This window comes from Streptomyces sp. NPDC051561 (assembly GCF_044454195.1).
Taxonomy (GTDB): domain Bacteria; phylum Actinomycetota; class Actinomycetes; order Streptomycetales; family Streptomycetaceae; genus Streptomyces.
Window position 1 is genome coordinate 415,493 of record NZ_JBITDM010000002.1, and the last position, 13,442, is coordinate 428,934.

The 13,442-nt window shown below is 71.7% G+C and carries 13 protein-coding genes; all 13 read right to left on the bottom strand.

What is annotated here, in order from left to right; all coding sequences use genetic code 11:
• Positions 1 to 31: 31 nt before the first annotated feature.
• Positions 32 to 676: a response regulator gene (locus tag ACIA73_RS06210; protein WP_399437100.1), complete on the bottom strand. Its 645-nt coding sequence runs from the start codon at positions 674 to 676 to the stop codon at positions 32 to 34.
• Positions 673 to 1,938, bottom strand: a complete 1,266-nt coding sequence (locus tag ACIA73_RS06215; protein WP_399437101.1) for a sensor histidine kinase — start codon at positions 1,936 to 1,938, stop codon at positions 673 to 675. Before ACIA73_RS06215 ends, ACIA73_RS06210 begins: the two co-directional genes overlap by 4 nt.
• A complete protein-coding gene (locus tag ACIA73_RS06220) occupies positions 1,935 to 2,672 on the bottom strand; it encodes an ABC transporter permease (RefSeq protein ID WP_399437102.1) in 738 nt (245 codons plus the stop codon). The genes ACIA73_RS06215 and ACIA73_RS06220 overlap by 4 nt, the downstream gene beginning before the upstream one ends.
• Complete coding sequence (locus ACIA73_RS06225; RefSeq protein ID WP_399437103.1) at positions 2,669 to 3,577, bottom strand: ABC transporter ATP-binding protein; 909 nt, start codon at positions 3,575 to 3,577, stop codon at positions 2,669 to 2,671. The genes ACIA73_RS06220 and ACIA73_RS06225 overlap by 4 nt, the downstream gene beginning before the upstream one ends.
• A 153-nt stretch (positions 3,578 to 3,730) precedes the next feature.
• The gene (locus ACIA73_RS06230; protein ID WP_399437104.1) at positions 3,731 to 5,986 is read right to left on the bottom strand and encodes a hypothetical protein; all 2,256 of its coding nucleotides are present in this window, start codon (positions 5,984 to 5,986) and stop codon (positions 3,731 to 3,733) included.
• A 206-nt stretch (positions 5,987 to 6,192) separates the two neighbouring features.
• The gene (locus ACIA73_RS06235) at positions 6,193 to 6,573 is read right to left on the bottom strand and encodes a DUF6113 family protein (protein ID WP_399437105.1); all 381 of its coding nucleotides are present in this window, start codon (positions 6,571 to 6,573) and stop codon (positions 6,193 to 6,195) included.
• Positions 6,570 to 7,463, bottom strand: coding sequence for an N-acetyl-1-D-myo-inositol-2-amino-2-deoxy-alpha-D-glucopyranoside deacetylase (mshB, locus tag ACIA73_RS06240; protein ID WP_399437106.1), 894 nt, complete (start codon positions 7,461 to 7,463; stop codon positions 6,570 to 6,572). Before mshB ends, ACIA73_RS06235 begins: the two co-directional genes overlap by 4 nt.
• Positions 7,464 to 7,593: 130 nt before the next feature.
• Entirely contained in the window at positions 7,594 to 7,788 is a 195-nt protein-coding gene (locus ACIA73_RS06245; protein WP_398422716.1) for a hypothetical protein, read from the bottom strand.
• Between the two features lie 276 nt (positions 7,789 to 8,064).
• Entirely contained in the window at positions 8,065 to 9,117 is a 1,053-nt protein-coding gene (locus tag ACIA73_RS06250) for a hypothetical protein (protein ID WP_399437107.1), read from the bottom strand.
• A 296-nt stretch (positions 9,118 to 9,413) separates the two neighbouring features.
• Positions 9,414 to 10,517 carry an ABC transporter ATP-binding protein gene (locus ACIA73_RS06255; protein WP_399437467.1) on the bottom strand — a complete coding sequence of 368 codons (1,104 nt, stop codon included), beginning with the start codon at positions 10,515 to 10,517 and terminating at the stop codon, positions 9,414 to 9,416.
• Position 10,518: 1 nt separating this feature from the next.
• Entirely contained in the window at positions 10,519 to 11,493 is a 975-nt protein-coding gene (locus ACIA73_RS06260; protein ID WP_399437108.1) for an ABC transporter ATP-binding protein, read from the bottom strand.
• Positions 11,494 to 11,507: 14 nt separating this feature from the next.
• Positions 11,508 to 12,494: an ABC transporter permease gene (locus ACIA73_RS06265; protein ID WP_399437109.1), complete on the bottom strand. Its 987-nt coding sequence runs from the start codon at positions 12,492 to 12,494 to the stop codon at positions 11,508 to 11,510.
• On the bottom strand, positions 12,487 to 13,410 hold the full coding sequence (locus ACIA73_RS06270) for an ABC transporter permease (RefSeq protein WP_399437110.1): 924 nt from the start codon (positions 13,408 to 13,410) through the stop codon (positions 12,487 to 12,489). Before ACIA73_RS06270 ends, ACIA73_RS06265 begins: the two co-directional genes overlap by 8 nt.
• Positions 13,411 to 13,442: the final 32 nt, after the last annotated feature.

Below are 13,442 nucleotides of genomic sequence, written 5' to 3' on the forward strand. Positions count from 1 at the left end.
GCCGGTTGACCCCTCCCCCCACCAGCTTTGCTCAGAGCCATCCCTTCTCCCTGGCCACCCGTACCGCTTCCGCCCTGTTGCGGGTGGCGAGTTTCTGGATGGCGGTGGAGAGGTAGTTGCGGACGGTGCCCTGGGAGAGCTGGAGGGTGCCGGCGATCTCGGCGTTGGTGGAGCCGTCCGCGGCCACCCGCAGGACGTCGCGTTCCCGGTCGGTGAGGGGGTTGGCGCCCTCGGCGAGGGCGGCTGCCGCCAGGGTGGGATCGATGACGCGTTCACCGGTCAGGACCTTGCGGACGGCGGCGGCGAGTTGGGCTGCCGGGGCGTCCTTGACCAGGAAGGCACGGGCGCCCGCCTCCATCGCCGTACGGAGGTAGCCGGGGCGGCCGAAGGTGGTGAGGACGACGATCTTCACCTCCGGGAGCTCCGCGGTGAGCCGGGCGGCGGCCTCGATGCCGGTCATGCCGGGCATCTCGATGTCCAGCAGCGCCACGTCGACGCCCGCTTCCCGGGCCGCCGCCAGCACCTCGTCACCGCGGGCCACTTGGGCGACCACTTCGATGTCCGGTTCCAGGCCGAGCAGCGCGGCCAGTGCCTCGCGGACCATCGACTGGTCCTCGGCGAGCAGCAGCCGGATCGGGGCGGGGCTGGGGGTGGGGGTGGGGTTTCCGCTGGTCATGAGGCGGATCCTAGAGGGGCCGTGGCGGTGAGGGTGAAGCCGGGAGACGCGGCGGTGGTGCGGACGGCACCGCCGACGGCCGCGAGGCGTTCGGTCATGCCGGTGAGGCCGTTGCCGGGTGAGTGGGCGGGGGTTCCCCTGCCGTCGTCCTGGACGGTGAGTTCGACGAGGGGGCCGTCGAGGGTCTGGGCCGCGCGGAGGCGGACCGTACAGTTCCGGGCGCCACTGTGCCGTACGACATTGGTGACCGCCTCGCGCAACGCCCAGGCCAGGGCTTCTTCGGTCCGCGGGGGTACGTCGGCGAGGTCGTCCGGCAGCCGGGCGGGGACCTGGGCGGTGATGCCGGAGGCCGCCAGCGCGGTGCGGGCGCCCGCGAGTTCGGCCGGGAGGGTGGCACGGCGGTAGCCGCTGACCGCTTCGCGTACGTCGACCAGGGCCTGTCGGCTGACCCGTTCGATGTCGGCGACCTGCTGGGCGGCCTGTTCGGGATGGTCGGGGAGCATCCGGCCGGCCAGTTCGCTCTTGATGGTGACCAGCGAGAGGGAGTGGCCGAGCAGGTCGTGCAGGTCGCGGGCGAGGCGCAGGCGTTCCTCGTTGGCGGCGAGCTGGGCGACGGTGGCGCGGGCCTCGCGCAGTTCGATGGTGGTGCGGATCAGGTGGCGCACGCCGGTCATGGTGAATCCGGCGAGGAGGGCGGCGAGGGCGCTGCCGGTGAGGGAGTCCACCGTTCCGCCTTCGTACAGGCCGATCAGGCACATCAGCAGGGTGGCCGCGGGCACGATCCAGCGGGCGATCGCGAACGGCAGGGAGACGCCGGCCGACACGGCGACGTACACGAAGAGGACCAGCCAGGGCGGGCCGAGGGTCAGTGACAGCATGGCGGCGAGCACGCTGAGGGTGGACAGGACGACGACGGTGGCGCGGCGGGCCAGCGGACTGCTGCTGTTGTAGCGGAAGACCAGGGCGAGGTAGACGCCGATGAAGGCGAGCAGTCCCAGGGTGCCCGCCACCAGGGCGGGCGTGGTGTGGCGGCCGGTCAGCAGGTCGGTCACCGGGGCGCTCATGAAGACCAGCCAGACGCTGACGAACAGCAGCTTGGTCAGGATCTGGCGGCGGCTGGTGGGGCGGACGCCGATCGACGCGAAGGCCTGCTCGCCCTCCGCGTCGAAGGGGACGTTGTCGGTGCCGCGCGGGGGCATGCCGGGACCCGGCGCGGTGGGGGTGCCACCGGCCGGGCCTTCGGGGGTCGGGTGGGTGCTCACGCCTTCAGGGTGTCCTTCCGGTACAGCCAGGCCGCTCCCGCGGCGAACAGTACGAAGTATCCGGCGAGGGTCAGCACGTCCTGGGCAGTGGGGGCGCTGCCGAGTACGACCGACTGGCCGAGTCCGGCGTAGGCGTGGGTGGGCAGCCATTGGGCGATGTCCTGGAGCCACTGGGGGTAGACGGTGGCGGGCATCCACAGGCCGCCCAGGATGGAGAGCCCGAAGTAGATGATCATCGTGACGGGGCGGACCGCGTCGCCGCTGACCAGGTAGCCGAGGGCGACGCCGAGCGCGGCGAAGCAGAGGCTGCCGATCCAGATCACGGCGGTGAGGGCGATCCACCGCCAGGCCCCCAGGTGGACGTCCTTGGTGAGCGAGCCGACCACGAAGACGATCACGATCGAGGGGAGGGTGACCACGGCCGCCCCGGCGATCTTGGCGAGGACATAGCCCCGGCCCGGCAGGGTGGTGAGCCGCAGCTGGCGGGTCCAGCCCTTCTCGCGCTCCTTGGCGATGCGCTCGCTGTTGCCCATCAGTACGGCGGTCAGGGCGCCGAAGGAGGCCATGGCGACGACGTAGAACGCGCCCATGCTCAGGTCGGTGTGCGGGACCTTTCCGTTGCCCTGCGGGCCCGCGATCATCAGGAAGAGGGCCGAGGGGTAGATGATCGAGAAGAAGAGGAACTTCTTGTTCCGCAGCGACCTGCGGATCTCCAGGGAGATGAGCGCCTTCATGCTGCTGCGGCCTCCTCGGCCTCGGTGATCGCGACGAACGCCTGCTCCAGGCCGAGCCCGGAGACTTCGAGGTTGTGCGGGTAGAAGCCTCGCGAGTAGAGCGCGTGGACGGTCTCGTCGGCGTCGTGGGACTGGATGCGGACGGTGCGGCCGGAGACGTCGAGCCGGGCGAGGGCGGGGAGTTTTCGCAGGCCGGCCTCGTCGAGGAGGTGCGGGTCCAGGTCGAAGGAGACCCGGCGGGCGCCCGCCTTGGCCTTGATCTCGGCGGCGGTGCCGTCCGCGAGCAGCCGGCCCCGGTGCAGGACCAGGACGCGGTCGGCGACGGCGTCGGCCTCTTCGAGGTAGTGGGTGGCGAACAGGACGGTGCGGCCCTGGTCGGCCTCCTCGCGCATGGTGGCCCAGAAGGCGTGCCGGGCGGAGACGTCCATTCCGGTGGTGGGTTCGTCCAGGACGATCAGGTCGGACGCGCCCGCGGTGGCGAGGGCGAAGCGGACGCGCTGTTCCTGGCCGCCGGAGAGTTTGTTGACCATACGGTCGGCGAAGGAGGCGACACCCGCGCGGGCCATCACGTCCTCGACGGCGTACGGCCTCGGATGCAGCGCACAGGCGAGGGCTACCAGTTCGCGCACCCGCACCTCCTCCATCAGCCCGCCGCTCTGCAGCATCGCGCCGACCCGGCCGGTCGCGATGGCCTCCCGGGGCGTACCGCCGAAGAGGGAGACGGTGCCGGAGTCGCTCTGGCGGAGGCCGAGCAGCAGGTCCAGGGTGGTGGACTTGCCCGCGCCGTTGGGGCCCAGGAGGGCGACGGTCTCGCCGGGGTGGAGGTCCAGGGAGAGACCGGCCACGGCCTGCACCTGGCCGTAGGACTTGCTCACCCCGTCGAAGTGAACCGCTGTCGTTGTCATGCTTCAAGCATCGCGAGCGGCGCCCCCGCGCGGCAGAGACGTCCGTCCGGTCCTCCCCATGACGGATGTCACGGCCGCGCCCATGACGAAGCCCCCGTCCCGGTGCGGGAACGGGGGCTTCCAATAACACAGCGAGGTTGAACTACCGCTGATTCAGGACGACTTGGCGCCGATGGTCTGGGTGCGCTCGGTCCTGGTCTTGCCGACCAGGGCGACCCGCATCGCGTCGCGGACGTCCTCCATGGTGACCGGGCGCTGGGCACCGTCGGCGCCGGTGACCAGGGCGCCGTCGAACGCGCCGTCGCTCAGCGTCCTGATGGCCTCCAGGTCGTAGACCTCGACCAGCTTTCCGTTGACCGCCTTCATCGACAGGATCTGCGGCAGCGACTTCGCCGGGCCGAACTCGATGGACTTCACACCGGCGACGATCTTCACCTTGGCGGACATGGCCGGCTCGGCGAACTCCTTCATGGCGCGGTCCAGTTCGGCCTGGGTGATGGTCGGCTGCTTGGCGGTGACCGGCAGTTCGACGGGGACGGTCTTCCCGCTCTGCACCTGTGCGCGGTAGGCGTCGCGGACCTTCGCCATCGACGCCTTGACGTCAAGTGCCTTGCCGGGCTTGCCCGGTACGGCGGTGGCCTTGTTGGGGGCGAAGGTGATGGTGCCGTCGGACGCGGTGCCCGAGGTGCCCGCCAGCGAGTTCAGCGCGACGCTCAGCTTCTCCTCGTCGACCGGGATGGCCGGCTCGGCGACGCGCTCGCCGCCGAAGAGCGAGCCGACCACGGAGACCGGGTTGTAGTCGGTGCCCGAGGCGCCGCGCACGGTCTCCTGGCCGTCCAGGGACAGGCCCGCGTTGCCCGGGGCCAGTTCGGTCTTCTTGCCGTCGACGACCAGCTGGAGCGGCAGCGCGGCCCGCTTGCCGAGGGCCGCGTCCAGCTTGACGACGGCCTCGTCCTTGGTGCCGCCGCCGATGTCGACACCGAGGACCGTGGTGCCCTTGGGTACGTCGGAGTGGTTGAGCAGCAGTCCCGCGCCGTAGACACCACCGGCGATGACGACCGCACCGGCCGCGAGCAGGACCAGCTTGGACCGGCCCTTCTTGGCGGGGGCGGCGGGCTTGGGCGCGGGCGGCGGAGCCTGCTCGTCGCGTACCGGGCCGCCGGGGGCGCCGGGCCCGAAGGCGGAGGCGCCGGGCGGGTCGGGCAGCCGGGGGGTGAGGTTGGGGCCGTTCGGGAACGCGGGGCGCGGGCCCTCGGGCTGGACCACCGGGACACCACTGGTGAGGGTGTCGCCGGAGACGTATCCGGGCGGCGTCATGGGGCCGGGGCCCGGAGTGCCGGGGCCGGGGCCCGTGCCGAGGCCGGGGAGGTCGTCGCGCGGGTCGGTCTGCGGGGTGAGCACGGCGGTGTCGTCGGTCATCCCGGCGGCGCCGTACGGGGCGGTGCCCGGCTTCGTCCCGTACGGGGACTCGGCGGCGGGGCCGGACCGGGACGTGGGACCGCCGGGGGTGGCGCGGCCGCCCGGGGCCGAGGGACCACCCGAGGCCGAGGGACCACCCGGGCCCGTAGGACCGCCGACCGGACCGGACTTCACCTCGGGCCAGGGGCTCGATCCACCCGAAGCGGAGGGCGAAGCGGAAGGCGCACGGGGGCCCTTGGGCGTGAGTGTGCTGTTACCGGTGGCCGGGCCCGTGGTCGGGCCGGACGGAGCGCCGGCGTCCGGGGAGGCGGCGCCGTCCGTGAAGTAGGGCAGCCCGTCGCGCGGTGCGTCGGCCGGTGCCCCCGCGTCCGGCGCGCCGGACTGGCCGGAGGCCGAAGGCTGGGGCGTGACAGGGGACTTGCGGGGCGAGAACCAGTCGCTGGTCTTCTCGTCGGCCCCACCGGATCCGGAACCCGAAGCGGAATCCCCGGCCGGACCCGCATCCCGCACCGTGGCACCCTGCACACGCGTCGGCAGCGGCGGCTGCCCGGACCCGTTCGGCGGGCCGTCGGCCGACGGCCCGGCCGCGGGCCGGCCGGCCGAACCGACTGCGGAGGGTGCGGCGGACAGCGGCTCGGACGGCGGCCACGCCATCTCGCCGGTGGTCTCGGAGTCACCGCGGGCAGCGCCGCCGCCCGACCCCCCGTCAGCTTCGCCGTCCGTCATCGGCTTGCGCATGACGACCGGCGGAATGGGCCGCGATCCGGGGATGTTGATCCGGATACGGGTCGTCAGGGTCGTCTCGGTCCTGGGCTCGTCCGACTCAGGCACCTGAGCGGGCTCGTCGTCCTTGCCCGCGCCGTTGAGGCCGTCCTGGCCCTCCGGCTGCGAGGGGTACGGACCGGCCCCGTACGGCGGCGTCCCCGAGGGGTACGCGGTTCCGCCGCGCCCCTGCGCGCCGGAGGACGAACTGTCAGTTTCACGACTCAAGGCAGGTTCTCCCGGTTGGCTCCACCGCTCGTTCTCTTGACCATGTGCTGCGGGCGGCTCGGCGGCGCGCACCACCATACTGGCCGCCGTCACCGCACCACCCCGCGGCCGTGGCAAGCGTGATGCCCGCACGGCCGCCGGAGTCCGGCCGGTGATCGGGGTTCCCGGTCCCGGTCCGAGCGGAAATCACAGAAGGAAGTGGTACGTCAGTTGCCAAGTCGGGCGGTGGAGACGCCCGGTTGCGGCAACTGCGGCATGGTGGCACAGATCACAGCCAGTGCGATGCCGCCGATGAGAAAGACGCTCGACGCGGTGGAACCGCCGATCAGGAGGTCCCCTTCACCACGGCCCAAGGTGACCAGCAGTACGGCGGCCACCCAGCCGATGGCGGGGGCCAGCGCACCACTGCGGGTGCCCAGCGCGTACGTACCCCCGTAGAAGAGGCAGCCCGCGGCGAGCAGCGCGAGCAGCAGCCCGAGCGGCATCAGGGCGCCGTGGAGCAGGGCGCCCGCGAGGCCGGTGAGGGTGCCGGCCACGAGGAGCGCGACGTACACCGGCAGACGCCTCCAGTTGATGTCGAGGGTCATGACGCGGCCCCCGTGACCGGAGCGAAGAGGTCGCTCTCGCGCTCCTCGTCCTCGTGGCGGGGCGGCAGCACCCGCTCGTAGTACTCGGTGGTGAAGACGGGCTGGGCCAGCTGGTTGGAGAGCAGGAACCAGGGCTCGTGGACGCTGATCTGGGTGGCGTGCGCGCGCATCGCGGCAGCCTTCGCGGCGCCGTACGCCGAGCCGTCGATCTCGGTGGTGAGGTGCTCCTCGTCCACCACTCCGGGAACGTCGTCGACCGGGGCGATGCCGGGGAAGCCGGGGTCCTCCTCGCGCAGGCGGGCGAAGGCGGCCTCGGCCACGGGGCGGGGCACCCGGTTCCAGTACACCTTTTCCACCGCGTGCGGAACGCCGAAATCCGGCCGGTAGGTGGGCTCCGCGGCGAGTTCCGCGGCGCGCATCGCGACCCGGTGCGCCTGGATGTGGTCGGGGTGGCCGTAGCCGCCGTCCGGGTCGTAGGTGATCAGCACCTGGGGGCGCACCTCGCGGATCACCTCGACGAGGTACGGGGCGGCGGAGTCGACCTCGGCGTGCCAGAAGGCGCCCTCGCGGTGGTTCTGCGGGGCGCCCATCATTCCGGAGTCGCGGAAGTGGCCAGGGCCGCCGAGGAAGCGGTGGTCGCTGACGCCCAGCTCCTTCATGGCGGCGGCCAGCTCCAGCGCCCGGTGCGGGCCGAGGGTGTCGTCGCGGTCGGCGGCGAGGTGGGCGAGGCCCGGCGGGATGATCTCGCCCTCCTCGCCCAGGGTGCAGGTCACCAGGGTGACGTGCGCGCCCTCGGCCGCGTACTTGGCCATGGTGGCGCCATTGTTGATCGACTCGTCGTCGGGGTGCGCGTGCACCAGGAGCAGGCGACGGGTGGGGAGCGAGGTCATGGGGCCAGCGTACGAGGTCCGGTCCGCGGTTCCCCAGGGGCGCCGCGATCCGGGGGACGGCCCGGATCGCGGCCCGGGGCCGGTGTCCGGACCCCGGCTCCCGGGAACGCGGCGGACCGGAAGCGACGGATCAGAAGTGGAAGCCGCCCAGGACCCCCGCCACATTGGTGGTGACGTCCTTGATCGTGGGGGCGATGGACGAGCTGGCGAGATAGAACCCGAGCAGCATGCAGACCACCGCGTGTCCGGCCTTCAGTCCGGACTTCCGGACCAGCAGGAAGACGACGATCGCCAGCAGCACCACCGCCGAGATCGAGAGTGCCATGGCGGTTCACCTCCACTTGAGTACGGTCGGAACATGGGCAGCACGACAGGTACCAGCGGGTCTATACCCACCTAGCGCTACGGATCATAACTATCCGCATCCACGCATTGATCGGTGCACGGCAGCACGAGGGGCGCACAGGGGGCGGGTAGTTGGTGATCGTGGCCGGAAATCGCCGCTCCTGGAGACGGAGTTGAGGGCGCGGGGCGGCGGGTGTGCGCCCCTGGCGCCCTGCTGTGGGCCGGCGGAGGTCGGCTGTCGGCCCTGTGGAGGGGGTTACCAGCCCGGGGGGCGCGAGGAGGGCGGGGGCGGGCCGAAGCCGCCGCCCGGGCCGCCCGGCCCTCCCGTGCCGCCGTGGGGGCCCGGGGGGCCGTATCCGTAGCCGTCGTAGACGTTGGGGGCGAGCCTGGGGCCGCCGGTCACCGGCTCGCCGCGCCGGGCCAGGACCAGGGCCGCCACTCCCCCGAGCAGCAGGGCGCCCACCCACCAGGCGACGGTGAGCTGCTCGACCGGGCCGAGGCGGCCGAACTCGGTGAACAGGTCGGCGTCGACCGCGACCGAGACCCCGGACGCCCCGGTCATCGCCAGCAACGCGGCTCCCACCAGCCCCAGCGGTCGTGAGTGCACCGCGCCGAGGAGTGCGCCGAGGGCGGCGGTCAGCGTCACGGCGGTGACCACCAGGGCGGCCCAGCCCGCGGGCATGCCCAGGAGTTGGAGGGCCCCGCCGCTGCCGGTCAGGCGCTCGGCGTACAGCGAGAAGGGGCCGGGGGTCTGGGTGTAGGCGTAGACCTCCCAGGCGGCGGTGATCACCCCGGCGGTGCCGAGCAGCAGGAACGCGGTGATGCCGACGCCGCGGGTGGGGCGGGTGGGCCCGGTGCCGTGACCGCGGGCCGGGCGCCTGCCCGCCGCGACCAGGATCAGCAGGGCGGCGGCCAGACCGAGCGCCACGAAGGTGGAGACCATCGCCCACATCCGCAGTCCGTGCGGATACACCTCGGCGAACCCGTCGGCCCACAGGGTGGGGGCGCGCACGGCAAGGGTGAGGAATCCGGTCACGCCGAGGGCGGCGGCGGCCACGGGTGAGCGGGGTACGGCGAAGGCCACGACGACGTAGACGCACAGCAGTACGAGGTCGGGGAGGGTGGTGGCGGTGAGGAAGCGGTCGGGGCCGCTGCCGGCCCAGGCCCACCAGAGGCGGGTGGGCTCGTCGACGAGGCGGAGGTCTCGGGCTATCCAGAGCCCGGTGAGCAGGGCGAGGAGGAGGCAGAGTCCGCTGCCGGTGAAGCGGGCGGCGCGTGCGAGTGACTGAGGGTGCCCCGTCGGGTCCATGGGGTCAATGGTCCACGCTGGTGCGGGAGTTGAACAGGGGGTGGGGTGACCGGCCGGGGCGACATGGCGCACCCCGGCCGGCCGACGGCACCCGCACGGCCGCACGGGGAACAGCCTGGGGGGTGGGCGTGTCGGGGGTGGGTCGGGGTGGTTGCCTCGGCGTTACGGGGTCGGGGGTGGGCCGGGGCGGGTGGGGGTGCGACTCCGTCGGGGGCCGCCCCCTTGCCCGCCCGTTCCGCCCCGGGGGCGGCCCCGCCGCCCAAGGGGACGGCGGTGGAGCGAAGGGGGGCGGCCCCCTACCCCGGGACCACTACGCGTTCTTCTGCGAAGTGGCAGGCGGAGTCGTGGGCGGCCGGGGTGGTCGTGTTCTGGAAGACGGCGGGGATCGCGAGCAGGGGGACCTCTTGGGCGCAGCGGTCCTGGGCCTTCCAGCAGCGGGTGCGGAAGCGGCAGCCGGAGGGAGGGTTGGCCGGGGAGGGGACGTCTCCGGAGAGGATGATGCGGTCGCGGCGTTCGCGGGCCGAGGGGTCCGGGACCGGGACGGCGGAGAGGAGCGCCTGGGTGTAGGGGTGGGTGGGGTGTTCGTAGATCTCCTCGTCGGTGCCGATTTCGACGAGGCGCCCCAGGTACATCACGCCGACCCGGTCGGAGATGTGGCGCACGATCGAGAGGTCGTGGGCGATGAAGACGTAGGAGAGGCCGAATTCCTGCTGGAGCCCCTCCAGCAGGTTGATGACCTGGGCCTGGACGGAGACGTCGAGTGCGGAGACCGGTTCGTCGGCGACGATGATCTCCGGGTTGAGGGCGAGCCCCCGGGCGATGCCGATGCGCTGGCGCTGGCCGCCGGAGAACTGGTGCGGGTAGCGGTTGATGTACTCGGGGTTGAGGCCGACCACGTCCAGCAGGTCCTGGACCTTGCGGCGGCGGTCCCCCTTGGGGGCGACCTCCGGGTGGATCTCGTACGGTTCGCCGATGATGTCGCCGACCGTCATCCGGGGGTTCAGCGAGGTGTACGGGTCCTGGAAGACCATCTGGATGTTGCGGCGGACCGCCTTCAGCGCGCGCCCGGACAGCTTGGTGATGTCCTCGCCCTTGTAGCGGATGGCGCCCGCGGTGGGGTGCTCCAGCTGGACCAGCATCTTGGCGACGGTGGACTTCCCGCAGCCGGACTCGCCGACGACGCCGAGCGTCTCGCCCGCGCCGAGGTCGAAGGAGACACCGTCGACGGCCTTGACCGCGCCGACCACCCGCTTGCGGACGATGCCCTGGGTGAGCGGGTAGTGCTTGACCAGGTCCCGCACTTCCAGGATGGGTTCGCCCTTGAGCACCGGTGCGACCGGTGAGACCGGCGCCGTGCCGGGCGCGGAGGCCTCCGTACCGTCCTCGTCGAATTCGACCATGTCAGCCACGGAGCGTCTCCTTCCAGAAGTGGCAGGCGCTCCGGCGGCCCTCGGCCACGTCGAACAGCGGCGGCACGTCGGTCCGGCAGATGTCCTGGGCCATCGGGCAGCGCGGGTTGAAGGCGCAGCCCGGTGGGATGCGGAGCAGGTTGGGCGGCAGGCCCTTGATCGCGTACAGCTCCTGGCCCTTCTGGTCCAGGCGCGGGATCGATTCGAGGAGGCCCTGGGTGTACGGGTGGGCGGGGTTCTTGTAGATCTCGTGGACGGGCGCGGTTTCCACGATCCGGCCCGCGTACATCACCGCGATCTTGTCGGCGACGTCGGCGACCACGCCGAGGTCGTGGGTGATGAGGATCAGGCCCATGTTGAGTTCGCGCTGGAGCTCGGCGAGCAGGTCCATGACCTGGGCCTGGACCGTCACGTCGAGCGCCGTGGTCGGCTCGTCCGCGATGATCAGCTTCGGTTCCAGCGCGAGCGCCATCGCGATCATGATGCGCTGGCGCATACCTCCGGAGAACTGGTGCGGGTACTGGCCGACCCGCTCCTTGGCGGCCGGGATCCGCACCCGGTCCATCAGTTCGACGGCCTTGGCCCGGGCGTCCTTCTTGGACATTCCCCGGTGGACGACGTACATCTCGCCGAGCTGTTCGCCGACGCTCAGCACCGGGTTGAGCGAGGACAGCGCGTCCTGGAAGATCATGGCCATCCTGGCGCCGCGGATCTTCCTGCGCCGGTCCTCCTTGATCGTGAGGAGGTCCTCGCCCTCGAAGAGGATCTCGCCCTGCGGGATGCGTCCCGGCGGCATGTCGAGGATGCCCATGACGGCCTGTGCGGTGACGGACTTCCCGGAGCCCGACTCGCCGAGGACGGCCAGGGTCTCGCCCTCGTCGACGCTGTAGTCGACCCCGTTGACGGCCTTGACGATGCCGTCGCGGGTCTTGAACTCCACGTGCAGATCGCGTACTTCGAGCAGCATGTCAGCAGCACCCTCTATCGCAGCTTGGGGTCGAGGGCGTCGCGCACCGCGTCGCCGAGCATGATGAACGCGAGGACCGTGATGGCGAGCGCACCGGCCGGCCAGAGCAGCATGTGGGGCGCGTTGCGGACGTAGGCGGAGGCCGAGGAGATGTCGATGCCCCAGGAGACGGTGGGCGGCCGCAGACCGACGCCGAGGTACGAGAGCGTGGCCTCCAGCGCGATGTAGGTGCCCAGCGCGATGGTGGCGACGACGATGACCGGGGCGATCGCGTTCGGCGTGATGTGCCGCAGCAGCATCCGGGAGTTGCCGGCGCCGAGCGCCCTGGCCGCCTGGACGTAGTCGTTCTGCTTGGCGGTGATCACCGAGCCGCGGGCGATACGGGCGATCTGCGGCCAGCCGAGCAGCACGATGAAGGTGACGACCGGCCAGACGGTGGTGCCCTTGACGACGGACAGGTAGACCAGACCGCCGAGGACCACCGGGATCGCGAAGAACACGTCGGTGATCCGGGAGAGCAGCGAGTCGAACCAGCCGCCGAAGAATCCGGCCAGCCCGCCGAGCAGCGAGCCGAGCAGGGCGACGCCGAGGGTGGCGCAGACGCCGACCGTGACGGAGGCGCGGGCGCCGTACACCGTCCGCGTGTAGACGTCGCAGCCCTGGCCGTTGAAGCCGAAGGGGTGGCCCGGCTCGGAGCCCTTCTGGGCGTCGGCGAGGTTGCAGGCGAGCGGGTCGCCGGAGGCGATGACCGAGGGCCACAGCGAGATGAACACCAGGAACGCGATGATCAGCCCGGAGACGATGAAGACGGGGTTGCGGCGCAGGTCGTGCCAGGCGTCCGACCAGAGGCTGCGGGCCTTGTCGCCGCCCCGCTGCTCGTGCCCGGGGGGCTTCTCCAGGCTGGTGCCCTCGGAGACCGCGAGGTCCATCGCGCCGCCGGCGCCCGCACCGGAGAGGGCGCCCTCGTCGCGCGGGGTGTTCGGGTTCTTGGGCTCAGGCATACCGGATCCTCGGGTCGAGAACGGCGTACAAGAGGTCGACGATCAGGTTCGCCACCAGGAAGACCAGGACCAGGACGGTCACGAAGCCGACGACGGTCTGCGAGCTCTGCCGGACGATGCCCTGGTAGAGCTGGTAGCCGACGCCGTGGATGTTGAAGATCCGCTCGGTGACGATCGCACCGCCCATCAGGGCGCCGATGTCGGTGCCGATGAAGGTGACCACCGGGATCAGGGAGTTGCGCAGCAGGTGCCGGGAGATGACCCGGCGGCGCGGCAGGCCCTTGGCGACGGCGGTTCGTACGTAGTCGGCACGGGCGTTCTCGGCCACCGAGGTACGGGTGAGCCGGGTGACGTACGCCAGTGAGACCGACGCCAGGACCAGCCCCGGGATCAGCAGTTCGTCGAAGGTCGCGGCCGGGGAGACGGCCGGTTTGATCCAGCCCCACTTCACCCCGAGCAGCAGTTGGAGCAGCAGACCGGTGACGAAGGTGGGGATGGAGATGACCACGAGGGTCAGCAGCAGCACCCCGGTGTCGATGGGGCGGCCCCGGCGCAGTCCGGTCAGGACACCGAGGCTGATGCCGATGACGACCTCGAAGACGATCGCCACCACGGTGAGGCGGGCGGTGACCGGGAAGGCGGTGGCCATCAGCTCGGTGACCGGCTGGCCGTTGAAGGCGCGGCCGAAGTCACCGGTGAACAGGTTGCCCATGTAGATCAGGTATTGCTGCCACACCGGCTTGTCGAGGCCGAAGTCCGCCTGGAGCTGTGCGGCGGTCGCCGGGTCGCACTTGCGGTCGCCGCACAGCCCTGCCACGGGGTCGCCCATGACGTTGACCATCAGGAAGATCAGCAGGGTTGCGCCGAAGAAGACCGGGATCATCTGGAGCAGACGCCGGATCACATAACGTCCCATGAAGGGCTCCCGTGGTCGTTGGTGGGTTCCCT

Excerpts from the sequence above, each read along its gene's own strand:
- ACIA73_RS06235 (WP_399437105.1), bottom strand. The coding sequence starts at position 6,573 with ATGACCCTCGACATCAACTGGAGGCGTCTGCCGGTGTACGTCGCGCTC.
- ACIA73_RS06260 (WP_399437108.1), bottom strand. The coding sequence starts at position 11,493 with ATGCTGCTCGAAGTACGCGATCTGCACGTGGAGTTCAAGACCCGCGAC.
- ACIA73_RS06225 (WP_399437103.1), bottom strand. The coding sequence starts at position 3,577 with ATGACAACGACAGCGGTTCACTTCGACGGGGTGAGCAAGTCCTACGGC.
- ACIA73_RS06245 (WP_398422716.1), bottom strand. The coding sequence starts at position 7,788 with ATGGCACTCTCGATCTCGGCGGTGGTGCTGCTGGCGATCGTCGTCTTC.
- ACIA73_RS06210 (WP_399437100.1), bottom strand. The coding sequence starts at position 676 with ATGACCAGCGGAAACCCCACCCCCACCCCCAGCCCCGCCCCGATCCGG.
- mshB (WP_399437106.1), bottom strand. The coding sequence starts at position 7,463 with ATGACCTCGCTCCCCACCCGTCGCCTGCTCCTGGTGCACGCGCACCCC.
- ACIA73_RS06220 (WP_399437102.1), bottom strand. The coding sequence starts at position 2,672 with ATGAAGGCGCTCATCTCCCTGGAGATCCGCAGGTCGCTGCGGAACAAG.
- ACIA73_RS06270 (WP_399437110.1), bottom strand. The coding sequence starts at position 13,410 with ATGGGACGTTATGTGATCCGGCGTCTGCTCCAGATGATCCCGGTCTTC.
- ACIA73_RS06255 (WP_399437467.1), bottom strand. The coding sequence starts at position 10,517 with ATGGTCGAATTCGACGAGGACGGTACGGAGGCCTCCGCGCCCGGCACG.
- ACIA73_RS06250 (WP_399437107.1), bottom strand. The coding sequence starts at position 9,117 with ATGGACCCGACGGGGCACCCTCAGTCACTCGCACGCGCCGCCCGCTTC.
- ACIA73_RS06265 (WP_399437109.1), bottom strand. The coding sequence starts at position 12,494 with ATGCCTGAGCCCAAGAACCCGAACACCCCGCGCGACGAGGGCGCCCTC.